25 protein-coding genes and 1 tRNA gene are annotated in these 24,456 nt (G+C 64.5%); 25 read left to right on the top strand and 1 reads right to left on the bottom strand.

Going from position 1 to position 24,456, the window contains the following annotated elements:
- Nucleotide 1 precedes the first annotated feature (1 nt).
- From KGZ40_07275 to KGZ40_07235, 9 genes are all read left to right on the top strand, one after another.
- On the top strand, nt 2-688 hold the full coding sequence (locus KGZ40_07275; protein MBS3957314.1) for a hypothetical protein: 687 nt from the start codon (nt 2-4) through the stop codon (nt 686-688).
- An 82-nt stretch (nt 689-770) separates the two neighbouring features.
- Nucleotides 771-1,712, top strand: a complete 942-nt coding sequence (mdh, locus tag KGZ40_07270; protein MBS3957313.1) for a malate dehydrogenase — start codon at nt 771-773, stop codon at nt 1,710-1,712.
- Entirely contained in the window at nt 1,712-2,554 is an 843-nt protein-coding gene (locus KGZ40_07265; protein ID MBS3957312.1) for a fumarate hydratase, read from the top strand. Before mdh ends, KGZ40_07265 begins: the two co-directional genes overlap by 1 nt.
- Nucleotides 2,551-4,005: an MFS transporter gene (locus KGZ40_07260; GenBank protein MBS3957311.1), complete on the top strand. Its 1,455-nt coding sequence runs from the start codon at nt 2,551-2,553 to the stop codon at nt 4,003-4,005. The genes KGZ40_07265 and KGZ40_07260 overlap by 4 nt, the downstream gene beginning before the upstream one ends.
- Nucleotides 3,989-4,558: a fumarate hydratase C-terminal domain-containing protein gene (locus KGZ40_07255; protein ID MBS3957310.1), complete on the top strand. Its 570-nt coding sequence runs from the start codon at nt 3,989-3,991 to the stop codon at nt 4,556-4,558. The genes KGZ40_07260 and KGZ40_07255 overlap by 17 nt, the downstream gene beginning before the upstream one ends.
- Nucleotides 4,558-5,211: a dTMP kinase gene (locus KGZ40_07250; protein ID MBS3957309.1), complete on the top strand. Its 654-nt coding sequence runs from the start codon at nt 4,558-4,560 to the stop codon at nt 5,209-5,211. Before KGZ40_07255 ends, KGZ40_07250 begins: the two co-directional genes overlap by 1 nt.
- Complete coding sequence (locus tag KGZ40_07245; GenBank protein ID MBS3957308.1) at nt 5,204-6,331, top strand: hypothetical protein; 1,128 nt, start codon at nt 5,204-5,206, stop codon at nt 6,329-6,331. Before KGZ40_07250 ends, KGZ40_07245 begins: the two co-directional genes overlap by 8 nt.
- On the top strand, nt 6,319-7,536 hold the full coding sequence (locus KGZ40_07240; protein MBS3957307.1) for a hypothetical protein: 1,218 nt from the start codon (nt 6,319-6,321) through the stop codon (nt 7,534-7,536). Before KGZ40_07245 ends, KGZ40_07240 begins: the two co-directional genes overlap by 13 nt.
- Before the next feature lie 10 nt (nt 7,537-7,546).
- Nucleotides 7,547-7,622: transfer RNA gene (locus tag KGZ40_07235), tRNA-Thr, on the top strand.
- Nucleotides 7,623-7,637: 15 nt separating this feature from the next.
- On the opposite strand, the gene KGZ40_07230 is transcribed toward KGZ40_07235, so the two are convergent.
- Nucleotides 7,638-8,852 (bottom strand): methyl-accepting chemotaxis protein, encoded by a 1,215-nt coding sequence (locus tag KGZ40_07230; protein MBS3957306.1) that lies wholly within the window; start codon nt 8,850-8,852, stop codon nt 7,638-7,640.
- A gap of 290 nt (nt 8,853-9,142) precedes the next feature.
- Here KGZ40_07230 and KGZ40_07225 point away from each other — a divergent pair, with 290 nt between their 5' ends.
- The 16 genes from KGZ40_07225 to KGZ40_07150 form a co-directional block, all read left to right on the top strand.
- The gene (locus KGZ40_07225) at nt 9,143-9,499 is read left to right on the top strand and encodes an NADH-quinone oxidoreductase subunit A (protein ID MBS3957305.1); all 357 of its coding nucleotides are present in this window, start codon (nt 9,143-9,145) and stop codon (nt 9,497-9,499) included.
- A complete protein-coding gene (locus KGZ40_07220; GenBank protein ID MBS3957304.1) occupies nt 9,469-9,993 on the top strand; it encodes an NADH-quinone oxidoreductase subunit B in 525 nt (174 codons plus the stop codon). Before KGZ40_07225 ends, KGZ40_07220 begins: the two co-directional genes overlap by 31 nt.
- Nucleotides 9,968-10,423: an NADH-quinone oxidoreductase subunit C gene (locus KGZ40_07215; GenBank protein MBS3957303.1), complete on the top strand. Its 456-nt coding sequence runs from the start codon at nt 9,968-9,970 to the stop codon at nt 10,421-10,423. The genes KGZ40_07220 and KGZ40_07215 overlap by 26 nt, the downstream gene beginning before the upstream one ends.
- Nucleotides 10,420-11,625: an NADH-quinone oxidoreductase subunit D gene (locus KGZ40_07210; protein ID MBS3957302.1), complete on the top strand. Its 1,206-nt coding sequence runs from the start codon at nt 10,420-10,422 to the stop codon at nt 11,623-11,625. Before KGZ40_07215 ends, KGZ40_07210 begins: the two co-directional genes overlap by 4 nt.
- Nucleotides 11,622-12,632 (top strand): NADH-quinone oxidoreductase subunit NuoH, encoded by a 1,011-nt coding sequence (nuoH, locus tag KGZ40_07205; GenBank protein ID MBS3957301.1) that lies wholly within the window; start codon nt 11,622-11,624, stop codon nt 12,630-12,632. The genes KGZ40_07210 and nuoH overlap by 4 nt, the downstream gene beginning before the upstream one ends.
- Nucleotides 12,632-13,114 carry a 4Fe-4S dicluster domain-containing protein gene (locus tag KGZ40_07200; GenBank protein ID MBS3957300.1) on the top strand — a complete coding sequence of 161 codons (483 nt, stop codon included), beginning with the start codon at nt 12,632-12,634 and terminating at the stop codon, nt 13,112-13,114. Before nuoH ends, KGZ40_07200 begins: the two co-directional genes overlap by 1 nt.
- A complete protein-coding gene (locus KGZ40_07195; GenBank protein MBS3957299.1) occupies nt 13,107-13,604 on the top strand; it encodes an NADH-quinone oxidoreductase subunit J in 498 nt (165 codons plus the stop codon). Before KGZ40_07200 ends, KGZ40_07195 begins: the two co-directional genes overlap by 8 nt.
- A gap of 2 nt (nt 13,605-13,606) precedes the next feature.
- Nucleotides 13,607-13,918 (top strand): NADH-quinone oxidoreductase subunit NuoK, encoded by a 312-nt coding sequence (gene nuoK / locus KGZ40_07190; protein ID MBS3957298.1) that lies wholly within the window; start codon nt 13,607-13,609, stop codon nt 13,916-13,918.
- Nucleotides 13,919-13,921: 3 nt separating this feature from the next.
- A complete protein-coding gene (nuoL, locus tag KGZ40_07185; GenBank protein MBS3957297.1) occupies nt 13,922-15,829 on the top strand; it encodes an NADH-quinone oxidoreductase subunit L in 1,908 nt (635 codons plus the stop codon).
- A gap of 3 nt (nt 15,830-15,832) precedes the next feature.
- Nucleotides 15,833-17,299, top strand: coding sequence for an NADH-quinone oxidoreductase subunit M (locus tag KGZ40_07180; GenBank protein MBS3957296.1), 1,467 nt, complete (start codon nt 15,833-15,835; stop codon nt 17,297-17,299).
- Entirely contained in the window at nt 17,300-18,679 is a 1,380-nt protein-coding gene (locus KGZ40_07175; GenBank protein MBS3957295.1) for an NADH-quinone oxidoreductase subunit N, read from the top strand.
- A 111-nt stretch (nt 18,680-18,790) separates the two neighbouring features.
- Entirely contained in the window at nt 18,791-21,541 is a 2,751-nt protein-coding gene (locus KGZ40_07170; GenBank protein MBS3957294.1) for a hypothetical protein, read from the top strand.
- A gap of 100 nt (nt 21,542-21,641) precedes the next feature.
- Nucleotides 21,642-22,907, top strand: a complete 1,266-nt coding sequence (locus KGZ40_07165) for a trypsin-like peptidase domain-containing protein (protein ID MBS3957293.1) — start codon at nt 21,642-21,644, stop codon at nt 22,905-22,907.
- Nucleotides 22,904-23,371, top strand: a complete 468-nt coding sequence (locus tag KGZ40_07160) for a 23S rRNA (pseudouridine(1915)-N(3))-methyltransferase RlmH (protein ID MBS3957292.1) — start codon at nt 22,904-22,906, stop codon at nt 23,369-23,371. Before KGZ40_07165 ends, KGZ40_07160 begins: the two co-directional genes overlap by 4 nt.
- Nucleotides 23,372-23,549: 178 nt before the next feature.
- On the top strand, nt 23,550-23,948 hold the full coding sequence (locus tag KGZ40_07155; GenBank protein ID MBS3957291.1) for a YggT family protein: 399 nt from the start codon (nt 23,550-23,552) through the stop codon (nt 23,946-23,948).
- Nucleotides 23,949-24,008: 60 nt separating this feature from the next.
- Nucleotides 24,009-24,456: arginine--tRNA ligase (locus KGZ40_07150; protein MBS3957290.1), on the top strand; the 448-nt coding region annotated here is incomplete at its 3' end.

Raw genomic sequence — 24,456 nt, 5'->3', positions numbered from 1 at the left:
CATGCGCGTCGCCGTCATCCATCACCGTTGCCGTGACGACGTCGCGCTGGACTCGGTAGCGCTCGCCGAGTCGATAGGCAGTGCGTGCGCACATGGCGCCGCTGTGGTCGTGTGCCCTCGGATTCCCGTACTCGCGGGGATGCCGCCGCACGAGCGCAAACACTTGCTTCAGACGGTTCAGGAGTGCGCCGGGGGAACCGCGCTGCTAATGCCGTTCACACACGCGGACAACTCTGAGCACCGCATTGCCGTGACGCCGCTTGGGCTTACCTCGCTTGCGGCCGGGGATGTGTGCCTCAACCCGGACACCGCAAGAATGGCCCGGGAGGCGGGCGTGCACGCCGTCGTATGGCGCCCTGGCGCCGAGTCCGAGCTGCAGGCCGAGGCGATCATCGAGTACGTGCTCCGGTGCGCTCCCGCGCTTGCGGGTCTTGTCGTGCTCGCGGAGTGCACGGGGAGCTCCGCGCACCTCGGCCAGAGCGGTACGAGTGCGATCGTGTTGTTTGGCGAACTTGTCGCGGAGTCCGCGGGAGCGGAAGACGAGATCTTGTACGCCGAGGTCGAGGGCGCGTGGGAGGCTTCTGAACAGGATCTGGCGCTTCCGGAGCTGCCGCCGCTGTTGGCGCAGCGGCTCGCCGTTCACGAAGGGCGGCGGGCGAGCGTGGAGTATCCCTGGGACCTGTCGTAGAATCCGTGCAACACAGTTAGTTGACCGTGTCATGATGCGTGGAGACGCCGCCGTTTGCGCGCGCGAAAGGGGAAAGCCGTTCATGTCTCGTCCCAAGGTGACCGTCGTCGGAGCCGGTCAGGTGGGGGCCACCACCACCTTCATGCTCCTGAAGAAGGGGTTGTGCGATGTCGTGCTCATTGACGTCGCCGAAGGTCTTCCGCAAGGCAAGGCGCTCGACATGATGCACTCGCGCTCAGTCGAGCGTTTCGCTCCGGTGGTGACCGGGACCAATGACTACGCGGACACCGTTGGCTCTCAGGTCGTCGTGGTGACCGCTGGGCTGCCGCGCACGCCAGGGATGACGCGGGAGGACTTGCTCGCCGCGAACGCCGCGATCGTGCGCTCCGTGATGGAGAGGGCTGTCGACGCGTCTCCAGACGCTGTGTACGTGCTCGTCACCAATCCGCTCGATGTCATGGTCGATCTCGCGTGGCGCGTGTCCGGTCTGCCTACGGAGCGTGTCCTCGGGATGGGTGGCGTCCTCGATTCGGCGCGTTTCGCGTACGCTATCGCCGAGGAGACCGGCGCGGATGTTGGCGGCATTGAGGCGCTCGTTGTGGGCGCTCACGGTGAGGCGATGGTACCGCTCCCGCGACTTACCACCGTAAACGGCACGCCGATCACCGAGATCTTGCCTGCCGAGAAGGTCGACGCGCTCGTCGCGCGTACCATTGGCGGAGGCGCTGAGGTTGTCGCGCTGCTCAAGACGGGGAGCGCGTTTTACGCGCCGGCGGCGTCGATCGCCGCGATGCTCGAGGCGATCCTCGGTGACACCGGTGCGGTGCTGCCGTCGTGCGTGCGGCTCGAGGGGCACTACGGAATCGACGGGGTTTACCTGTCGGTCCCGGCCGCACTTGGCGCGCGAGGTGTTCTTGGCATCCCCGAGCTCGACCTCACCGAAGCGGAGACCGTCTCGCTTCGCGCATCCGCGGCGACGGTGGCCGAGGCGATCGTCGGCTGGGAGAGCCACCGGACACCGTGATACACGCCGAGGACATCGCTTCAACGGTTCGCAACGCGATCCCGCGCATCGCGACTGAGTTGCGCACCGACGTTTTGGCCGCCATCCGCGAGGCCCTCGCGCGCGAGCGCTCGCCCCGCGGGCGAGCGGCTCTCGAGCAGCTCGCGGCCAACGCCGGGATCGCCGCACACGATGGGGTCCCGCTGTGCCAGGACACCGGGTACGTCTGGGTGTGGCTCGAGGTGGGCGCCGAGGAGTGTGTGTGCGGCGATCTGACCGCGGCGATAGACGCCGCGGTCGCCGAGGCGTATGCCTCGGCCCGGCTGCGCGCGAGCCTCGCGCGTGATGCGCTGCTAGACCGTGCCAATACCGGGGACAACACGCCGGCGTTTGTTGACATCACGGTGCGTCCGGGTTGTGGCGCGACCGTGCACGTCATGCTCAAAGGCGGCGGGTCCGACAACGCCTCGGCGCTTGCCATGCTTTCGCCCGCAGAAGGCGAGGAGGGCGTCGTCGCGTTTGTGCTCGAGTCTGTCGCGGCGAAGGTCGCCTCGGCGTGTCCACCGGTGGTAGTGGGCGTCGGTGTAGGGTCGACCTTTGACAAGGTGGGGACGCTCGCCAAGCGCGCGTTGCTGCGCGAGGTGGGGACGTGTAGCGCCGACGAACGCATCGCCGCGCTTGAGGCGCGGTTGCTTGCGGGCATCAACGCATCGGGGGTTGGTCCAGGGGGTCTCGGCGGGGACACGACCGCTCTCGCGGTCCACGTGGTAACCGCGCCGTGTCACATCGCAGCGTTGCCAGTCGCGGTGAACGTAGGTTGCTCGGCGGTGCGCTCGGTGACCGTCGAGGTATTGCCAAGATGACCCAGTGCCCTGAGACCGCCGGGCACTCGTCCGGCTTGCTCAACCCTTCCGCGGGAGCGTATCGCCGCCTCGCTACGACCCCGGCGTTCGCCCGGCTGTGGACGGCGCAGGCCGTGAGCGGCGTGGGCGACTGGCTCGTTATCGGTCTGCTCATGCCGCTCGTCACCTCGCTTTCCGGCGGCTCTCCGCTCGCGGTGGCAGGAATCCTCATCGCCAAGCTCATCCCATCCCTCCTGTTGAGCTCGGTTACCGGCGCACTGGTTGACCGCTTTGACCGGCGCCGCCTGATGATCGCGTGTGACCTCGCGCGTGCGGCTCTGACGCTCGGATTGCTGTTCACGCAAAACCTCGCGTTCATCTACCTCGTCGTGTTCCTCATGGAGGTCGCCTCACTGTTTTTCTATCCGGCGCGCAACGCGCTCATCCCGCGTCTCGTCGCTAAGGAGGACGTCGCGGCGGCCAACGGGCTTGCCTACACGACTCAGCAGGCTTCGATGCTCGTGGGACTTACGGCGTCGGGCGCGATACTCGCTGGTTTCGAGGCGATCGTGCGCGTGCTTCTCGAGACGGGGCTTCCGTTCGTCGAGACGGTGTTGCGGCCGTTTGGACCAGCTCTGCTCGGCCCGCTTGCCGGCGTGTTCGTGAACAGTCTGACGTTTCTGGTCTCGGCGGCGCTTATCACCCGCATTCGCTGTGGCGGCTCAGACCAGCTAACCCGAGCCCGTCTGAACGTGCGGATGCTCGGTGCCGACGTCCGCGACTCGCTGCGTTTCCTGCGTGAGCACTCAGAGTTGCGCGGACTCCTCGTGACGATCGCGCTTGCCATCCTCGGGGGCGGGGCGATAGTACCGCTCGGCCTCGTGAGGGTGCAGCGCATGCTGGTCGAACCCGTCCCGCTTGCGGGTGAGTTCGAGTGGCTCGATGCGCTCATTGCAGTGCCGCAGACGTTCTTGCTTGTGTTTCTCGCGCTTGGCATGGTCGTCGGCGCGCTTATGGCGCCCCGGTTCACCGGCCGGGTTCGCCTCCAGTTGCTGTTCAGCGGCGGAGTGGCGCTGTTTGGAGGAGCGATGCTGGCTTTCGGGCTTGTCGACGCATACGTTGTCTTGGTGCTCGCCGCCCTCGTTGCGGGTGCGTGCATTGCGACTGTGACGGTCGCGGGCAACACGTACGTGGTGAACACGGTCGCGGACGCCATCCGTGGACGCGTGTTCACAGCGCTTGAGGCGGTCGTGCGCGTCTCGTTGCTGCTGTCGATGATAGTGGTCGCTCCGCTCGGCGATCTAGCCGTCAGGGGTGTCGAGAGGGTCGCTCTTGAGACTCGGACCACGCTGTGGTTCTCCGGCGAACAAGCGGTGCTCGTGGCCGCGTCGTTCGTCGTGCTGGGCGCGGCGGTGTATGCTTTCAAGACGCTCGATTGGCGCGGCCCGGAGGAGGATGTGCGTGGTGGGTGAGGTTCACATCACGCTACCACTGTCACCTGGGGATTCACGTCGGCTTCGCGCGGGCGACGCGGTGCGGCTCTCGGGACCTGTCTATACCGCTCGCGACGCGACGCACGAGCGTCTCGTCGCCGAGCTCCGGCGCGGCGTATCGCTGCCGTTCGGGCTTTCCGGTCAGGTGCTCTTCTACGCTGGTCCCGCGCCTGCGGCGGCGGGGCGCCCCGTTGGTGCCGTCGGGCCAACAACCGCTTCCCGCATGGATGCGTACACGCCTGAACTGCTCGCCGCGGGTGTCGCGGCGAGCATCGGAAAAGGGCCGCGCTCAGCGGCGGTGCGCGACGCGTGCGTAGAGCACGGGGCGGTCTATTTCATCGCCGTTGGGGGCGCTGCCGCGCTTCTGGCGACGCACGTCACAGCCGCGGAGACGATCGCGTATCCGGAGCTCGGGCCAGAAGCGCTTATGAGGTTGGAACTCGAAGGGTTCCCGGCGTTTGTAGGGATCGACGTATTCGGCTCGGACATTCATGCCGGTATCCCGGCCGCGGGCACCAAGGAGGACGACTGATGGTACGGGGCGTGTTCATCACCATCGAAGGGTGCGAGGGTACCGGCAAGTCCACGCAAGCGCGGATGCTAGCCGAGACGCTCACCAAAGCTGGTTTCAGCGTCAAGACGCTCCGTGAGCCGGGGGCCACTAAGGCCGGTGAGGCGATCCGCGAGATACTGCTTGACCCGCGGCAAAGTGGTCTCGACCGCCGGGCCGAGCTCTTGCTCTACGAAGCGAGCCGGGCCCAGCTCGTGCACGATGTCATCGCGCCGGCGCTCGCGTCTGGCTTGGTCGTCGTGTGTGACCGCTTCACCGACTCGACAACCGCATACCAGGGGTATGGCCGAGGAATCCCGCTGCTCGAAGTCGCCGCTCTCAACGAGTTTTCCACCGCCGGTATCACGCCGGACATCACCATCCTGCTCGATCTTGACTGCGTTGACGCGCTCAGTCGAGCTACCGGGGAAGGTCCCGACCGCCTGGAAGCGGAAGACGAGCAGTTCCATCGCCGTGTCTATGAAGGGTTCAGCGCCATTGCGCGTGCTGAGCCTGAGCGGGTGGTTGTCGTCGACGCGTCTGGGACGTGCGAAGAGGTTGCCGAGCGTGTGCTCGAGGCGGCGAGCCGGATCCCGGTTCTTGCGACCGTGCTCGACGAGGGCGTCCATGAGTGAGAGGTCTGTGTGGGACGATCTCGTGGGTCAGTCGCGCGTCGCGGGATATCTTTCTGCCGCGGTCGAGCGCGAGGCGGTTTCACACGCGTACCTGTTTGTTGGTCCGGCCGGCGCAGGTAAGAAGAGCACCGCACGCTCACTCGCGTGCGCTGTCATCTGTGCTGATCGCGGGTGCGGAAGATGTGAGGCGTGCCGGCGCGTCAAGCGTGGAGTGCACGCCGACGTGCGAGAGGTGGTCCCGCTGGGCGCCGCCACCTACGTCGTGGATCAGATCCGTGAGGTCATCTACGACGTCAACCTCGCCCCTATGGAGGGTGAACGCACGATCTACATCATCGAGGCCGCCGATTCGTTCAACGAGGCGGCGGCGAACGCGTTCCTAAAGACGCTGGAAGAACCTCCCGCGCACGTGATCATCGTGTTGCTCGCGACGTCGTACGAGGCGGTGTTGCCTACGATCGCGTCGCGCTGCCAGGTGGTGCGGTTCCGCAGGATTGCGCCGGATGAAGCCGTGGGGCTTCTCATCGAAAAGACGGGCGCTTCGCAACGGGAGGCCGTCGCCGCGCTCGCCGCGACCGGTGGCGTGCTCGTCCGCGCGCGCGAGTTCCTCAACTCGCCGCCCCGCCGACTCGCCCGGGACCACATGCTCGCCACACTCAAGGATCTGCCCGTGTTCGACGAGCATGATACGTTGCGAGCCGCGCGCGACCTGCTTGCGGCGGTCAAGGCGCCTCTCGACGAGATCAAGGCGCTTCACGCCGTCGAGGTGCGCGAGCGGACCGAGTTTGTCGGCGGCTCTGCAGGGAAGGATCTCGCGGAGCGTCACAAGCGGCAACTCACCGCACGAGAGCGTGAGGGTGTAACCGAAGTGCTCAACATCGCCGAGAGTTGGCTGAGAGATTGCTTGGTACTCTCCCAGGATGTCGGCGACCTTGTCGCCAACTGGGACGCAGTTGACGCGATGGAAGAGGTCGCTGCTGTCATGACGCCGGCCGCCGCGGTCCGCGCGCTTTCCGCGATCAAGGTGGCTCGGCGTAGAATCTCGTATAATGTGAGCCCCCAGCTGGCCGTCGAGGCCATGCTGTTCGACATTCGGGAGGTCCTTACGTGCCCACGGTAGTGGGAGTTAAACTCCGCTTCGCGTCCAAGGCGACGCTTTTTGACGCCACCGGCGCTAAGCCCGGCGTTGGAGACTCGGTCGTGGTCGAGACCGAGCGTGGTACTGAGCTTGGCCAGGTCGTAGAAGGCGTGCATGAGGCAGCAGACGGCCAGCTGCCAACACCGCTCCACTCTGTCGTGCGTGTTGCCACCGGTGACGATCTCGCGAGGGCCGCGGAGCTCGCCGAGAAGGAACGCGCCGCACTCAAGGTGTTTCGTGAGCTTATCGGTCAGCACAAGATCGATATGAAGCCCATCGAGGTTGAGCACCTGTTCGGCGGCGAGAAGGTCGTTTTCTACTTCACCGCCGAGGAGCGCGTAGACTTCCGCGCGCTCGTGCGCGAGCTCGCTTCCCGTATGCACGCGCGTGTCGACATGCGCCAAGTGGGCGTGCGCGATGAGGCGAGGATGGTGGGAGGTCTGGGCCACTGCGGCCAGCAGCTGTGTTGCGCGCGATTCGCTGGTGAGTTTCAGCCGGTCTCGGTCCGCATGGCCAAAGAACAGGACTTGCCGCTCAACCCCTTGAAAATTAGCGGACTGTGCGGCAGACTCATGTGCTGTCTGCGCTACGAGTTTGAAGCGTATAAGGAGTTCAAGTCACGCGCGCCTAAACGCGGGACTCCCGTGGAGACACCGCTCGGCGCGGGCAAGGTGGCCGAGCTGAACACGCCGCGCGAGACGGTGCGTGTACAGCTCGCCCAGGGCGGTTCGCTCACCGTGCCACTCGCGTCGATGCAGTGCGAGCGCGGGTGTCCGTGCAAGGTCGACCGGGAGGCGCTCGAGGCCCTCGATGACGTTCGTGTGAACGGCATGCTCGGCCGCATGGGTCAGCCCGCCGCACAACAGCGGGGAGTGGCCGAGGAACCAGGTCGCGTGCACGACCGCGAACGTGGCGGACACCGCGAGAACGCCGATGGCGGCCAGCGGCGAGAGCGCAGCGGAGAGAAGGCTCGCGAGGCGCAGGAGGGTCCGCGCAGGAGCAGGCGCAGGCGTGGCGGTAGCGGAGGGACGGCTGACAGCGCGCGTCCGGCCCCGGCTGCAGAAGAAGCGGCACCCGGCGTCAGCCGTGACGGTGGAAGCGAGAAGAAGGACGGCGATTTGAGATCCGCGGGGCGGCGCAGACGGCGCAGACGGCCGCCGGGAACGGACGGCTCGCCCGGGTCGTGACAACGAAGAGGCCGACGTAGCTCAGCTGGTAGAGCAGCGCACTCGTAATGCGCAGGTCAGGGGTTCGAGTCCCCTCGTCGGCTCCACACTCTTACACATCACTACGACTTGAACGAGCCGAGTGCCTGCCTGAGCTGGAGGCTCTCGTTTGAGATACGGCTGGCGGCTTCTTCGACCTGACGGGCCGCCGCCGCGCCATCGTGCGTGGCCTGCGAAACATCGCGCATCGCGGCCACGACCTGTTCGGAGGCGGTACGTTGTTGCGATGTCGCGCTCGCGATCTGCCGAGCCGCCGCCGCGGTGGAGGCCATCTGTCCCACGATGTCGTTAAAGGCGTCTTCCGAGCGACGCGTGTTCACCGCCGTGTCCTCGGCTTCGACGGATTGCGTCTCGGCTGAGCGCACGAGCTCGCCGCTGGCTTTCTGGATCGAGGCGACAAGGGTCTCTATGCGCGAGGTTGAGATCGATACAGACTCGGCGAGCTTGCGGATCTCAGTGGCGACGACAGCGAAGCCCTTGCCCGCATCACCGGCGCGCGCAGCTTCGATCGCCGCGTTGAGCGCGAGGATCTTGGTCTGCTCGGCAACTTGGTTGATTAAAGCGAGCACTTCGCCGATGTCGTTAGCGGCACCGGCGAGCCCGAGTGCGGACTCACGCGTGACGCCCGTTCCCTCAGCGAGCCGTTCGATGCTTTCGAGGTTTCGTTCGAGCAGCTCATGGCCGTTAGTCGCGGCGTTGAGCGCGTGTTCGGCCTGGCGCATCACTTCGCCAGCCGCGGATGCCACCGAGCGATACGACGCAGCCATCTCTTCCAGAGTCGCGGTCGTCTGGGTTACCGCTGACGCCTGACGCTCGGCGGCGCCGGCGTGCACCCGGCTCGCCGAGACGAGCTCGCCGGAGACATCGGTCATGCGCTCGGCGGTGCTCCGTACGCGTCCGACGATCCGGCGCAAACCTTCTGTCATTGTCTCGAACGCTCGCGCGAGGGCGATGAGTTCCCGGGTGATCACGGTGGGTACCGTGGTGGTCAGATCGCCGTTGGCAACCGCTGACGCCGCGGTGCCGAGGGTTCCTAGCTGGGCGGAGAGCACTCGGGCGATCAAGACGCTAGCGGCGAGCGCGCACGCGAAGCTGAGCGCGAGGGTCGCCGCAAGGCGAGTCACGAACAGGCGCTCTGCGGCGACGTACGGCTCGGCGGTCATCGAGTTCGTGAACGACCACAAGCCGATGGCGCCCGCCGCGATTACGGGCACAATCGCGACGACAAGGAACGATAGCGTGAGACGGACGAACAGAGAGGTGCTCTTCCACGACATAGTGACCTCCGTGCCGGTCGGGATCGCGATGCGTCGTTGTGTAAGTATCGGCCGCCAGGAGGACTGGCGTGAGCGCCGAAAGCGATACGGTGACTGGTATCACTTCCGGCGCGACGAGCGTACCCCGACATAGCGTCAAGGGAAAGTCTTGAGAAGGATTGTAACGTATGTTACATTGTCCGGACTTTGTGAGCCCTGATACGGCGTTTCGCATATGAGGGGCGTTGTCGTATCCTGACACCGGCTGTACGGGCGGCCGCGATCAAGAGGGGTAGGCAGGTTCCAGCACAATGATGCACGACTACGCCGTCATAGGCACGTTCGTTCTCGTGGGCGCCATCTTCGTGATGCTCGCGGTGAATGTTTCAAACGTGCTCAGTCACCAGAGGCCCTCACCCGAAAAGGGACGGATTTATGAGTGCGGGGTCGACCCGGTGGGCGCACCGTGGATACAGTTCCGTATCAGCTACTACGTCTATGCACTTCTGTTCGTTGTCTTCGACATAGAGACGGTTTTCCTCTACCCGTGGGCTGTCGTTTTCTCTCGCATGGACGTGTTCGTGCTCGTGGAGATGGCGGTGTTCATCGGCATCCTCTTGCTCGGCCTCGCGTACGCCTGGAAAGAGGGGGCGCTCGAGTGGCGTTAGACAGCATCACAGGCGAACACTCCTTCGCCTTCGTCCGCAGTGAGCAACTTTTCGACTGGGCCAGGCGCAACTCACTATGGTACCTGGCGTATGGCATCGCGTGCTGCGCGATCGAGGGCCTCATGAGCGCGAGCGGTCCCCGCTTCGACTTTGACCGCATGGGCGTGTTCTTCCGCGCGTCACCGCGTCAGGCCGACGTCATGATCGTCGCGGGCACCGTCAACCACAAGATGGCCGAGACGGTCCGCCGCCTCTATGAGCAGATGCCGGAACCCAAGTGGGTCGTCGCCATGGGCGCGTGTGCGTGTACCGGCGGCCCGTTCCGCGAGTACCCCAACGTCGTGCTCGGCGTGGACACGATAGTGCCGGTTGACGTGTACATTCCTGGGTGTCCGCCTCGGCCTGAATCGGTGCAGTACGGGTTCATCCAGTTGCAGGAGAAAATCAAGAGATCCGCCGAGGAACGAAATGCCGCCAGACGTGACCGTGGTTAAGTCGGCGCTTGCCGACATTGACGGAGCCGAGGTCGCCCATTCGGGCATCGGGGTAGTCGCGCGCGTCCCCGTCGCGTCGGTGACACGCGCTCTCGACGCGCTCAAGGAGAGCCCTCACGCTTTCACAATGCTCGTGGACTTCTTCGGAACGGACACGGGAGCTGGCGTTGAATTCACCTATCTGTTGCGCTCACTCTCCCGCGACGAGGAAGTGTACGTTCGCGCTACCGTGCCCTACGCTGGCGAGCTCGTCTCGGCGTGGAACATCTTCCCGGCCCTGCTGCTTCCCGAGCGGGAGACGGCCGAGCTCTTCGGCCTTTCGCTGGCCGGTCACCCCAACCCCAAGCGCCTGCTCACCGTAGAGGGAATCGAGCCGCTGCTCCTCAAGTCGGTCGCGATCCGGACGCTTGAGGAGGTGCGTGACCGGTGAGCGATCCCCGTTCGATCGTCGATGGCGCCGGCATGCTGGCCGAGGGCACGTTCGACCCGGGTGAGAAGCCCGCAGGTATCCGGCGGATTCCCGCGGGCGTGGGTCATCTGGCGACCGAGCACCTCGTGGTCAATGTGGGACCGCAGCATCCGTCGACTCACGGTGTGCTCCGCCTCATCGTCGAGCTCGACGGTGAGGAGATCGTGAACGCCGAAGTGGTGGTCGGCTATCTCCATCGCGGTATCGAAAAGCTCGGCGAGCACCGCCGCTACCACCAGCTGGGCACACTCATGGACCGCGGCGACTACATGTCGGGCATCCACGGCGAGCTCGCGGTCGCGCTCGCGGTCGAGCGGCTCATGGATGTCGAAGCGCCGCCCAAGGCGCAGTGGCTTCGCTCTCTGATGTCGGAGGTCAATCGAGTCGCGAGCCACATGGTCTGGTACGGAACGTTTGGGCTCGATTGCGGTGCTATGGGCCAGTTCCTCTACGCGATGCGCGAGCGCGAGGCGCTTGTCGATGTGCTCGAGGCCGTGACGGGTCAGCGGATGATGTTTAACTACGTCCGCCCAGGAGGCGTCGTGGCCGATCTTCCGACCGGCGCTGAAGCTGCGCTACGGGCGTTTTTGCGCACGATCGACGGCTATCTCGACGAGCACGACGCTTTGCTCGGCGGAAATGAGATCTTTCAGATGCGCGTGCGCGGCATAGGCGTGATCGAGCGGGATGTCGCGCTGGCGTTTGGGCTGACCGGCGGCAACCTGCGCGCGTCCACCGTACCGTTTGACGTGCGGCGCGACCGTCCCTACGCAGCCTACGAAGAGCTCGATTTCGAGATACCCATCGGTGTCAGTGGAGATTCGTGGGACCGCTACACCGTGCGCATGGAGGAAATGCGCCAGTCGGTTAGGATGATGCGTCAGTGTCTTGACGGTATGCCCGAGGGCGACGTCATGGCCAAGGTTCCTAAGGTGCTCCGTCCTCCGGCTGGCGAGGCGTACGTTGCCGTTGAATCCCCTCGCGGCGAGCTTGGCGTGCACCTCGTCTCAGATGGCAGCGACACCCCGCAGCGGTTTCGCTACCGCCCGCCATCGCTCTACACGCTCCAGGTGCTCGAAGAGATACTGCCGGGTTGCCTGTTCGCTGACGCGATCATGCTCATCGGGTCGCTCGACATCGTGCTTGGGGAGATCGACAGATGAGCACGGTACTCGCGGTCTTGCTTCCGGTGCTCGCGGCGGTTGCGCTCATGCTCGTGAACGGTGTCGTGCTCATCTACATGCTGCGAAAGGTTCTCGGCCACCTTCACCTTCGTTATGGTCCGCTCCACGTGGGTCCGCGCGGGATCGTTCAGACGACCGCGGATGTGTTGAAGTTGCTGTCCAAAGAGGACATAACGCCAACCGGCGTCGACCGCTGGATGTATGCGATCGCGCCGGCCGCGGTGTTCATTCCCTCGCTGCTGGCGTACGCAGCGATTCCGTTCTCTGAGAAGTTGCGTATTACTCAACTCGACACAGGGTTGCTCTTCACGTTCGCGGTGCTTTCCCTTGTCGCGCTTGGCATCATCATGGCCGGGTGGGGCTCGGCAAATAAGTGGTCGCTCATCGGCGCGATGCGCTCGGCCGCGCAGCAGATCGCCTATGAGGTTCCGTTACTGCTCTCAGTGATCCCCATCGTGATGATCGTCGGCTCTCTCGACATGGCCGAGATCGTCCGCGCCCAGGACGGCACGTGGTTTGGAGTGATTCCCAAGTGGTTCGTCTTCGCGCAGCTGCCCGCGTTTGTCATCTTCATGATCGCCGCGCTCGCCGAGCTCAACCAGACGCCGTTTGACCTGTCGGAGGCGGAATCCGAGCTTGTTGCCGGCTTTGCGACTGAGTACTCCTCGATGAAGTTTGGCTTGCTGTTCTTGGCGGAGTTTTCCAACCAGTTCATCGTCTCCGCGATCGCTGTGACGGTGTTTTTTGGCGGATGGACGCTGCCTTGGGTTCCGGACCACATACTCGAGCCGATCGCTCCGGTCATCTTCATGCTCAAAACCTATCTCGGGATATTTGTGTTCATGTGGATTCGTGGCACGTTCCCACGCGTACGCATCGATCAGCTCATGACGCTTGGCTGGAAGTGGCTCATCCCCATATCGCTGGTATGGATCCTAGTGACCGGCGTCATCTTGAAACTAGCCGCTCCGGGGGGTGCGAGCTGATGTGGGGCACAGGTCTCATCGGCGGTCTCATCATCACGATGCGAAACATGTTGCGCGGTCCGATCACTGTGAAGTACCCCTACGAGAAGCTTACGCTGCCAAAACGAGCTCGTTGGGCGGTGGTTCCAACCCTTGACGCGTCGGGAGCGCCTAAGTGCACCGCGTGCACGGCGTGCGTCCGCGCGTGTCCCGACCACATACTCGGCCTCGACGTCACCACGCGTGAGGACAAGACGAAACACATCGGCCGCTTCTCTTACGAGATCGGGGCGTGCATGATGTGCGGACTGTGTGTCGAGGCGTGTCCGTTCGACGCGATCGCGATGGGCCAAGACTACGAGCTCGCGGTGTGCTCGAAAGAGGCGCTCACCGTTGACCTGCTCGTGGGCGTGGATGCGGCAGCAGTGAAGCGCGTCAAGCCTGCCGAGAAGCCCGCGCCCGAGAAGCCCGCGCCGTCAGAAACGGAGGTTGCCGATGAGTGAGAGCGTCAACGGGATCGCGTTCGCTATCCTCGCGGGAGCCGCGATCCTCGGAGCCGTTGGGATGCTCACTACCCGCAACGTCATCCATGCGGCGTTCTGGCTGCTTGAGGTGATGATCGCGGTCGCCGGCCTGTTCTTACTGCTCCAGGCGGAGTACATGGCCGTTGTGCAGGTGCTCGTGTACGCCGGGGCCGTGTCGGTCCTCATGCTCTTTGTCATCATGCTCACGTTGCGCCGACGTGAAGACGCGGTCCGTCCTGTCGAGGTCTCCGTGGCCGGGGCGCTAATGGCGTTCGTGTTTGGCGGCGTGCTCTTCTTGGCGATCGCGCGCTACGGAGATCGCGTGGCACAGATGCCCGAGGTGGCGCCAGACACGGCTGCTCTCGGAGTACTTCTATTCACGCGCTGGGTGCTACCCTTTGAGGTTGCGTCGCTGGTGCTCCTCGTCGCGATCATCGCGGCGGTGTGGTGGTCGAGGGAGGAGGAGTGACGATGGAGGTCGGTCCCTCGGCGTTCATGGCTCTTGCCGCCGTGCTCTTCTCGCTTGGCCTCTACGGGGCCGTGGCGCGCAAGAGCGCTGTCATGGTGCTCATGTCGCTCGAACTTATGGCGGTCGCGGTGAGTCTCAACCTGATCGCGCTTTCGCGGTTTGTCACGCCCACAGAGATGACCGGCCAGTTTTTCACCATCTTCATCATGGTTGTCTCGGCCGCCGAGATCGGCCTTGGCCTCGCGCTCGTGCTCGCCATCTATCGTCAGACGCGCTCGATTGAGCTGTCGCGCATGGACACACTGAAGGGGTAGCAGGTGGCATACGTCGCGCTCATACCCCTACTCCCGGCACTCGCGTTCGCGGTGCTTACCCCGCTTTCGCGCGCGGCCCGCAACCGGGCGCGGTGGATCGGGCTGGCCGCCGTCGCAGGCTCGCTCGCGCTGTCACTCGCCGCGTTCGCCGCGGTGTGGCCCGGTGGCACGGAGGGCGAGGCGGCGTACCGCGCTTCGTGGCCGATCGCGTCGGTGGGCGGCGTAGAGCTGGGATTTGGCATCCTGCTCGACCCGATAGCCGCGATCATGCTTCTCGTCATTACCGTCGTCGGGACGTGCGTGCAGGTCTACTCACTCGGCTACATGCACCGCGACGAGCGCGTGGGCTGGTATTTCGCGGTATTGTCGCTCTTCACCGCCGCGATGCTCGCGCTCGTGCTTGCCGACAACTTCCTCATGCTCTACATGGCGTGGGAAGTCATGGGACTCTGCTCGTACCTCCTCATCGGTTTCTGGCACGAACAGGAGGCGCCGAGAAAGGCGTCACAGAAGGCGTTCATGACGACCCGGGTGGGCGACGTAGGGTTCGCCATCGCGCTCGCGCTCATGTACGCCACGGTAGGCTCGTTTGAGTATGACGCCGTCTTCGCCGGTGTCGGTGAGTGGGCGCCGGGAGTCGCCACGGCGGTAGCGCTGCTGTTGCTGTTTGGCGCGATGGGCAAGTCAGCGCAGGTGCCCCTCCACGTCTGGCTACCCGACGCGATGGCAGGTCCAACTCCGGCGTCCGCGCTGATCCACGCCGCGACGATGGTGGCGGCAGGTGTCTACCTCGTGGCCCGCGCGTTGCCGATCTTCGAGGCGAGCGGGGTAGCGCTCACCGTGACCATGCTCGTCGGCGTCACCACCGCGCTCGTGGGCGGCCTCATCGCGGCGGTCCAGCACGACATCAAGAAGGTTCTCGCGTACTCGACGATCTCGCAGCTCGGTTTGATGTTTGTCGCCATCGGCGCGGGCGGCGCGATCGCTGGGATGTTCCACCTTGTCACGCACGCATTTTTCAAGTCGCTCCTTTTCCTTGGCGCGGGAGTTATCATCCACGCCGCGCACACGCAAGACATTCGCGAGATGGGCGGGCTTGTCCGTAATATGAAATGGACCTCGGTGACGTTTGGGATTGGTGCTCTCGCGCTCGCGGGCGTCGCCCCTTTCTCCGGATTCTGGTCGAAAGACGAGATCCTCTACGCGCTGTACAAAGGCGGCCACTACACCGTCCTCGCCCTCGCGCTCGCTGCGGCGTTTGTGACCGCGTTTTATGTTGCACGCTTGTGGTTCCGGGTCTTCACCGGACCTGAACAGAACGATCACCTCAAAGAGGCCCACGCCGAGATGATCGCCCCGATGGTCCTGCTGGCGCTCATCACAGCCACCGTGGGCTTTACGGCACCGGGCTTCTCGGAGTTTCTTGGCCACAAAGGGCACTGGCCCGACCCGCTCATCGCTAGCGGTTCGACAGCCGTCGCACTCGGCGGACTTGCGCTCGGGTACTGGGCGTACGGCCGCAGGACGGTCGTGCTCAACACGCGTCCGTACAAGCAGCGGGCGGGATACGCCTACGACGCGCTCGCCAAAAAGCTCTACTTCGATCTTACGTACGAGCACTTCCTGATCAGACCGTACATGCGTCTTACCGGATACCTGTACCGGTTCGACACGACGGTCGTCGACGGCATCGTCAACGGGACGGCGGCGGCGTGGCGAGGGACTGCGGCGCTCTCGGCCCGGTTCGATACCGTCGTCATCGACGGCGCGGTCAACGGACTGGCCGCGCTCGCGCGAACTTTGGGAGCGGCTGCACGCACGATACAGGTGGGACGAGTCCAGACGTACCAGCGCTACATCCTCGGAGCAGTGGTGCTCCTCATGGTGTGGATCGTCGTGAAAGGGGCCTAAGGGATGCCACTCCTCACACTCATCGTGTTTGTGCCGCTTCTCGGGGCGGTGGTCACGGCGCTGCTGCCAAAAGACAAGCCGCACCTCCCGAGGGTCGTCGCTCTTGCGTTCGCGCTTGTCGACCTAGCGCTTGTGGGCGTGCTCATCGCCCGCTACGACACCGGTGGCGGCATGCAGTTCGTCGAGAGGCACTCGTGGGTACCCCAAGCCGACATACAGTACTTCCTGGGAGTCGACGGTATCTCACTGCCTATGCTTGCGCTTTCTGCGCTTCTCGTCGTTCTTTCGATCCTCGCGTCTTGGAAGGTCGATCACAGGCCCGCGTTTTATTTCGCGATGATCCTGTTGCTCGCGGTAGGGATGAACGGCGTGTTCGTGGCGTTCGACTTCGTACTCTTCTACGTTTTTTGGGAGCTCGTGTTGGTGCCGATGTACTTCCTCATTGGCATCTGGGGAGGGCCGAGGCGCGAGTACGCCGCGATCAAGTTCTTCCTCTACACGCTGTTTGGGTCGGTGTTCATGCTCGTTGCGATCCTAGCGCTCTACCTGCACCCGCAAGGCGGGACGTTTGACATGGTCGCTCTCACACAAGCGGGGCTTCCAGCCGACTTCCAGTGGTGGGTGTTCGCCGCGTTCTTCCTTGGCTTCGCGGTCAAGGTGCCGGTGTTTCCGTTCCACACGTGGCTGCCTGACGCGCACGTCGAGGCGCCTACCGCTGGTTCGGTCTTGCTCGCGGGCATCCTCCTGAAGATGGGCACGTACGGCTTCATTCGCATCTCGCTGCCCATACTGCCGGACGCGGCCGCGACGTGGGCGTGGTTCATCGCGCTTCTCGGCGTCATCTCGATCATCTACGGTGCCGCGGTGGCGTTTGCGCAGACCGACATGAAGAAGCTTGTGGCGTACTCGTCCGTGTCCCACATGGGTTTTGTCATGCTCGGTATCGCGGCCGGGACACACGAGGGACTCAACGGCGCGGTCGTAATCATGTTCGCGCACGGGGTGATAACGGGCATGCTCTTCTTGTTGGTGGGCATGCTCTACGAGCGCACCCACACACGCATGATCGCCGATGTCTCCGGGCTCTCCAAGCAGGTGCCGGTCGCGGCGGGCATGCTCGCATTTGCCTCCTTCGCCTCGCTCGGCCTGCCCGGCCTCGCTGGGTTCCCCGGCGAGTTCTTGAGTCTGGTTGGCGCGTGGCGCTCTGAGCTTATCGGGCCGGGATACGTTATCGCTGCTGCAATCGGTGTGCTGCTCGCCGCCGCCTACATGCTCTGGATGGTCCAGCGGGTGGTCCTCGGCGAGTCGAGCGGAGCGGTGGCAAAGATCCCCGATCTTAACCGGCTTGAGATCGGCATATTGACCCCGCTTGTCGTTCTCACGGTGGTCGTGGGTGTGTACTGGTCGAGCATTCTGCGTTACGTCGACCCCGCGGTGACCGCGATGCTCGCAGGGATGGGGGCGCGTTAGATGCTGCCTGGGTACTGGATACTCGCACCCGAGGTCCTCGTAGTCATTGGCGCGCTCGTCGTTCTCTTCGGTGATGTGCTGTTCAGGAGCGACCGGAAAGCCGCGTACGCTGGAGCCGCGTTCGCGGGGGTAGCGGCGGTGCTTGCCGGTGCAGGAGGCACGGCGGACCCGATGGTGTTCGGGCAGATCGAACCGGACGCGATGGCGCGCTTCGCACGCACCGGCATCGCCGCGCTCACTGCGGTCTGGGCGCTGTGGGTGGCGGGCCGGGGTATGCCTGGCGAGCGGTGCCGGGACGCGGTCGCGCTCGCGCTCTTCGCGGCTGGCGGCGGCATGCTGCTCACCATGGCCGAGGATCTCATCGTGATGTACATCGCTCTCGAGCTCTCGACGATGCCCGCGTACGTGCTCATGGGTTACCGCAGGCGTGACGTCGCCGGTCTCGAGGGCGCGCTCAAGTACTTCCTGCTCGCGATGCTCACGAGCATCATCATGGTCTACGGGATGTCGTTTCTCTACGGCATCTCGGGATCGACCGCGTTTAGCGAGCTCACGCTTGAGGGCTCCGGGATGCTCGGCGTGCTTGCGGTCATGCTCACACTGGTGGGCATGTTCGCCAAGATGTCAGCGGCGCCGTTCCACTACTGGGCGCCTGACGCTTATGCGGGTGCGTCCGCCGCTTCGGTCGCCTTTGTCTCGACCGTGCCCAAGATCGCTGGCATCGCGGTGATGGCGCGTCTTCTTGCCGAGATCGCGGGGGATGTGGCCGGACTTACGATCGTGCTTGCGGTCGTGGCGGTCGCGTCGATGGCGCTCGGCAACCTGGCCGCACTCCCGCAGCCGGATATCAGGCGTCTCATGGCGTACTCCGGCGTAGCGCACACAGGCTATCTATTCATGGCGCTCGCGCCGGACACGGCGGCCGGCTACGGTGCGGCCGTGTTCTACTCGGTCGCCTACGCGGTGCCCTCGATGGCGATCATGCTCATTGCCGCCGAGGAGGGCAGCGCTGTCGCCGACCTCGGGCAGCTCGGGACGCGGCGTCCGGTCGCGGCGTGGTCGATGGTGGTGTGGCTCGTGTCACTCATCGGCATCCCTCCTCTTGCGGGTTTTTTCGGCAAGCTTGGACTGTTCGCATCCGCGCTTTCAGCCGGACTCACATGGCTTGTGGTCATCGGAGTGTTGGCGAGTGTCGTCTCGGCCGGATACTATTTCCGCGTGGTGCGGGAGATGTTTTTCGGTGAGATGTCAGCCGACAAGGTCGCGCTTGAGCGTGCGCCGGCGTCGTCGCTTGCGCTCGCTTTCGCGCTCGTAGCTACCGTCGCGATGGGTGTCGCGGCGTCTCCACTGCTGGCGGCGCTCGGTGTTGGGATCGGGTAGGACGGCCGTACGCCGCTTCAGATGGCGGATGTTTTGGCCGATAATCGCTGTGGGCGATGAAGGATCCTGAGGGATCTTCCTCTCGCGCTGTGATGACAGACGGAGGCGGAAGTGACCCGCTCGACGATTCAAGGAGCGTTGTGCGGGTTCGTGTTCAGGCGCGCCGGTTTCTCGGCAAGCCGTGTCGTGCGCGCGACGATTCTTGCGATAGCGGTATTACTTGCGGTGTCGCCGCAGGTGGCCAACGGCTCCGCGATCCTCACCCCGCCCGGCCACAACGCGCACAGTGTGCCTCGCGGAGACGACACGAGCAACCTCGTCGTGAACCTCCCGTTTGCCATGAACTGGAACGGGACAAACCACACCCAGATCTACATCAACATGAACGGCAACTGCACGTTCGGGTCAGGGTTCACCACCTGGAACCCGAGTACCACCCTCGCAGCGACGAACAGAAATATCATGGCGCCGCTGTGGGCCGACGTAGACACGCGCAACACCGCGGCGGCGCAGGTGACGTACAGTTCCACGACAGCCGGGAGCGTGCCCCAGGTCAACGGCCGCAACGCCTTCTTCGTCAACTGGGTAGGGGTCGCCCGCTACAACAACCAGTCGACACCCACGAACTCGTTCCAACTTGTCCTCATCGATCGTTCCGATACTGGACCAGGCAACTTCGATTTCATGTTCAACTACAATCAAGTCGCCTGGGATATCGCCACATCGGAATCGACCGTGCGGGCGCGCGCTGGATGGGGATTTTCGGGCACCGGATTCGAGCTGCCTGGTTCGGGCGTGCCGTCAAGCGGCACCAGCGCTCTGCTCGACACGTCCGCGTCTTCGACCTCGCTCATTCAGAACTCGCTTAACTCAGGCGGGCAGCTCGGCCGATACGTGTTCGAGGTCAGGAACGGCACGCGTCCCAACATTCCGCCGCAGGTCACTGTGGCAGACCGCGTGCTAGAGGGTACCGTCCGCGGTGGCTTTGCCAGCTATGACGTGTCGGGTGACGTCACCGCGGTCGATCCTGATGGTTCGATTGCGAGTCTTACACACAACGCCCCCGGGCTCTTGCCGATAGGTGTGACCAACGTGACATGGAGCGCCGTCGACGACAGGGGCGCCGTCACCACCGCCGTCCAGCGGATCACGGTTCGAGATACGGCGCCCCCAGTCAATCCGGCCCTGACGAGTCCTACCCACAGCACGGGGGTGTGGACGAGCGTCAACGTTGCCACGGTCAACTCGGCTGGAGCGACCGACGTGTGCTCTGGCGTGCGGGGATTCTCCTACGTATGGAGCCAAGGCGCTCCGGAGACGCCGGACACGCTCCTCGATCCCGCGGTCGAGACGCCGGGAACGGTCGAGATTCCTGTCACAGTCAACTCGCAGACGTTCCCAGGCGCCACATGGCCGCTCGATTGGATACGCTCGAACACCACCTACGCACGGGTGACAAACCAGGCAGGCCGCACGCAGGGAAGCTTTGCGGCGGAAGTGTGGGCGGACAGCGGCCAGCGCCGAACGATCGACTTCTATAGGGATTACAACCTGACCGGGCTCACGCGTGCGACGCTCACGTTCTGGGATAGGCTCGTCGGATCTAACTCGTCGGATTACGTGCGAGCCGAGGTCTCCACAAACGGCGGTGCTTCGTACACGCAACTTAGCAACGCGACCACAAATGCGGCGTGGCAACGGCGTACTTTCGATCTGCCCGCAGGCGGTACCGTGAGGATTCGCTTCTCGGCTTCCGTCAACAGCGCGAGCGAGCATGCAAACTGGGATGATATCGTCGTTACTGGCGCGGTCACGGCGGCAACGAGCACGTTTTCAACGAGTGCTACCAGAAGCCTTGCGGATGGGACGTGGCACTTCGGGTTGCGTACCGTCGACCACGCGGGCAACTGGTCGGCTCCGGTTCACCTTGGGCCGTTACTGATCGATACCACTCATCCGCAGACAACGTCCAACGCCCCGGCGGGATGGAGTGCAGTGCCGGTGACGGTGGCATTGACCGTCACCGATGCCGGTCAAGTGGCGTACACGCGCTACTCGCTCGCGGGCGGTCCGTGGACCAATTACACAGGACCGGTGCTCGTGTCGGCAGAAGGCGTGAGCGAGCTCCGTTTCCACTCGGCGGACGCGGCAGGTCACGTAGAGCCGGTGCGAAGCGTGCTGGTCCGCGTAGACACTATCGCTCCGAGCGTGCCGGATCCGGTGACGGCGACAGTGATGACTACGAGCAGCGCGGAAGTCGCGTGGCCCGCAGCGTTTGATTCCGGCTCCGGCGTCTCTGGATACCGCGTCTACCGTGATGGAGCGCTCGTGTCGACCACGAGCGCTCTGCGATTCACGGATACAAGCCTGATTGCCGGCGGCACGTACACGTACCAGGTCGCGGCGGTGGATGCGGCCGACAACGAATCAGCGCTAAGCACGAGCGTTACCGTGACAGTCCCCATATCGGGATTCTGGCTCACCGTGAGCGAGAATGACGTCCAGCTGGGGCCGCTCGAGCCGGAGCAAGTGGTTTCGAGGGATTCGGCGACAACCGTCACCGTGGGTGGAGTTGGTGGTTTGTCCTACGACCTGAGTTGCCAGGCTACGGATTTCGTAGCGCTGCACCCGGGTTCTTCGACACCGGCTATGTCTGTCGGTGTCTTGTCATTTGCGATCCGCGGGTGGACGTCTCGCTCGCTCGCGCCATTCTCGAGTACGTCTGTGCTGATCGGTTCATCGACCGGCACGCCGCACGTGTGGAGTCATCCCTACATTTTCGATCTGCAGATGACAGTACCCTACGACTACGAGCCGGGAGAGTATCGCAGCACGCTCACATTCACTGCAGTCCTGCGGTAACGTGGTGCATGGAGATATCGTGTGACGCCGCACCCGGCTTGGCGCCCGGGGGTATACTGACGTGATGTTGAGAGACGCGCTGACCAGGTGAGGTGTGCCTGTGAACGACGAGCGGCCCGGCACTCCCCAGCCAGACACGACTTCGAAAACCGTGTACGGACCGCTGCCGGTCTGTGACTACACGGGTGATTTTGATGAGCCGTGTGATGAACCGGCGGCCGCGAAACGATGGTCGGGCGCTGCGGTGTTTGTCGCGGCGTCGCTTGGCGCCGTGGTCGGCGGTGTGCTCGTCGCGGCTGGTCTGGTGTGGACGCTGGGACTCGTGCCGGGGGTCCGCCCGATCGCGCCCGCGAGCGAACCGGTCACTCGGCCAAGCGATGTCACGATAGAGGTGGGCGCCAGTGTCGACGCCGCGGTCGCCGTCGCGTCGAAAGTCACGCCTTCGGTCGTCAATGTGGCCGTTCAGCAGACGGTGTTCGACCCGTTTAGCGGAGGGATACGCCAGCGCGAGGTCGGCAACGGATCAGGCGTGATCGTGCGTGAGGACGGCTACATCGTCACCAACTATCACGTGATTGCGAATGCGGAGCGCGTGATCGTGACTATCGGGGTGCAGGACGTCGACGCCACGGTTGTGGGAGTTGATCCGTCAACGGATCTGGCGGTCCTCAAGGTGCCCGGCACCGGTCACCCAGTGATCGAGTTTGGCTCTTCGGCCGAGCTGTCCGTAGGCCAGCTCGTCATCGCTGTGGGGAGCCCTTTTGGACTCGACAAGACGGTGACGGCAGGCATCGTGTCGGCGCTCCAGCGGACTCCGGACGGCGAGAGCGTGCCTGGCGCGGCGCGGTACACGAACCTCATCCAAACAGACGCCGCGATTAACCCGGGCAACTCGGGAGGCGCGCTTGTTGACGCGAGCGGTGCGCTCATCGGTATCAACACGCTCATCCAGTCGCCGGCAGGAGCGGTTGGCACTCCGCAATCCGCCGGCATAGGGTTTGCGATACCCGTCGAGTTCGTGCGCAACGTGGTCGATCAGATCATTGAGACGGGTACCGTCGTGCATCCCTACATGGGCATCACGACGCTCACCGTTGACCGGCAGCTCGCGACTCAGTTCGATCTGCCGGTCCAGGCGGGCGCACTCTTGCAGTTCGTCGATCCCGGTTCGCCGGCAGGCCAGGCCGGACTTCGCCGGGGGGACATCATCGTTGAGATCGACGGCCGCGAGATCACCCGCGGCGAGGAAGTGGTCGCGGTGATCCGCTCCTCTGAGGTGGGGCAGACGCTCGCGCTCAAGGTCGTTCGAGCCGACACCGAGCGCGACATCGAAGTAACCCTCGGTTCTGACCGCGACCGCAGGTGAGAAAGATCACTCTCGTCGCGGTCGGCCGCCTGAAGGAACGCTATTGGCGCGAGGCCGCGGACGAGTACCTTAAACGGTTGCGGCCGTACGCCCAGGTGGAGGTCGCTGAAGTCGCGGATCGTGATGTCACGCGAGACGAGCGGCGAGCGCGCGTTGAGGAGGGTGTGGACGCTTTGCGCGCGCTGCCCGACGCAACGTGGGTGGTCGCGCTCGACATAGGTGGCAAAGCGCGCTCATCGGAGGCGTTCGCGCGCCACCTGGCGCGGCTGGCAGACGAGCGGCGCAGCAGTGTGGCGTTCGTGATCGGGGGCGCGGCAGGGCTCGCGCCCGAGGTGCTCGCGCGTGCTGATGAGCGCTTCTCCCTCGGCCCGATGACGCTTCCGCACCAGCTCGCGCGCGTCGTGCTCCTCGAGCAGCTCTACCGGGCGTTCCGCATTCAGCGAGGCGAGCCGTACCACCGGTGAGGGCCGTGGATCGTCCGTTGCGGACACCTGCAAAAGCAGCGATGCGATCCGTCTTACGCGAAGTGGCTCGCGAGAATCCGTAAGACCCGTCGCGAGCGGCCGCACTACGGTATCCTGTGACCGGCGGTGCGAGAGGCGACCGCGACATGCATATTGAGACCGCGAGAGGGGACTTTCGATGGCGACTCGAACGGACGAGCGGGTGCAGGTTGTTCGCAGGAGGCGGAACACCTCGGCAGGGCGAGTCATCTCCCGATTCGTCTACGCCGTGATGAGCGTGATTATCGTCGTGCTCGCGTTCCGGTTCGCACTCTTGCTGTTCGCCGCGAATCCCGCGGCCACGTTCGTCGAGTTCATCTACAACATCTCCGCGCCGCTCATGGCTCCGTTCGAGGCGGTGTTCCCCGCCACACCATTCGGGGAAGCGGCAATCGTCGAATGGAACTCACTGCTGGCGATCGCTGTGTACGCCGTAGTCGCCTGGGGAGCGAGTTGGCTGTTCGTCTGGATCGCGAGTTCGTCGACCACGGAGGTCGTCGAGGAGGTGCGGGCCGAGGACTCGACGCCACCGAGCTAGCGCTCGCGCTATCCTGAATGACCTGCCGTTTCGCTCGGAGATGCCGAGGAGTCCCGCCCCGTGAGAGACACTGTCGCCGCCCTCTTCCATGAAGCGCTCGCCGCAGCCGCACAAGCGGGCGAGATCGCGCTTGCCGAGCTTCCAGAGATACACGTTGAGAGACCCCGCGACCCGGCGCATGGCGACTGGGCGACCAACGTGGCGCTTGTCTTGGCAAAGAGCGCTGGCATGAACCCGCGTGCGCTGGCCGCCGTACTCGCCGCGCGCGTCGCTGATCACCCTGACGTCGCCGCCGTGGAGGTTGCGGGTCCCGGCTTCATCAACATCCGCCTCTCCGCAAGCGCGCTGCAGCGCGTGCTCGTTGAGGCTCGCACCCGGGGCTCCGCGTTTGGGCGCATCGACGAGGGGGCGGGCCGCCGCGTGCAAGTCGAGTTTGTCTCGGCGAATCCTGTCGGGCCGATGCACATCGGCCACGGCCGGTGGGCGGCGCTCGGCGACAGCATGGCTC

It is taken from the genome of Clostridiales bacterium (genome assembly GCA_018333995.1).
GTDB lineage: Bacteria > Actinomycetota > Coriobacteriia > Anaerosomatales > SLCP01 > JAGXSG01.
The sequence above is the reverse complement of the archived record's forward strand: the minus strand, read 5'-3'. Positions and strand labels throughout refer to the sequence as shown.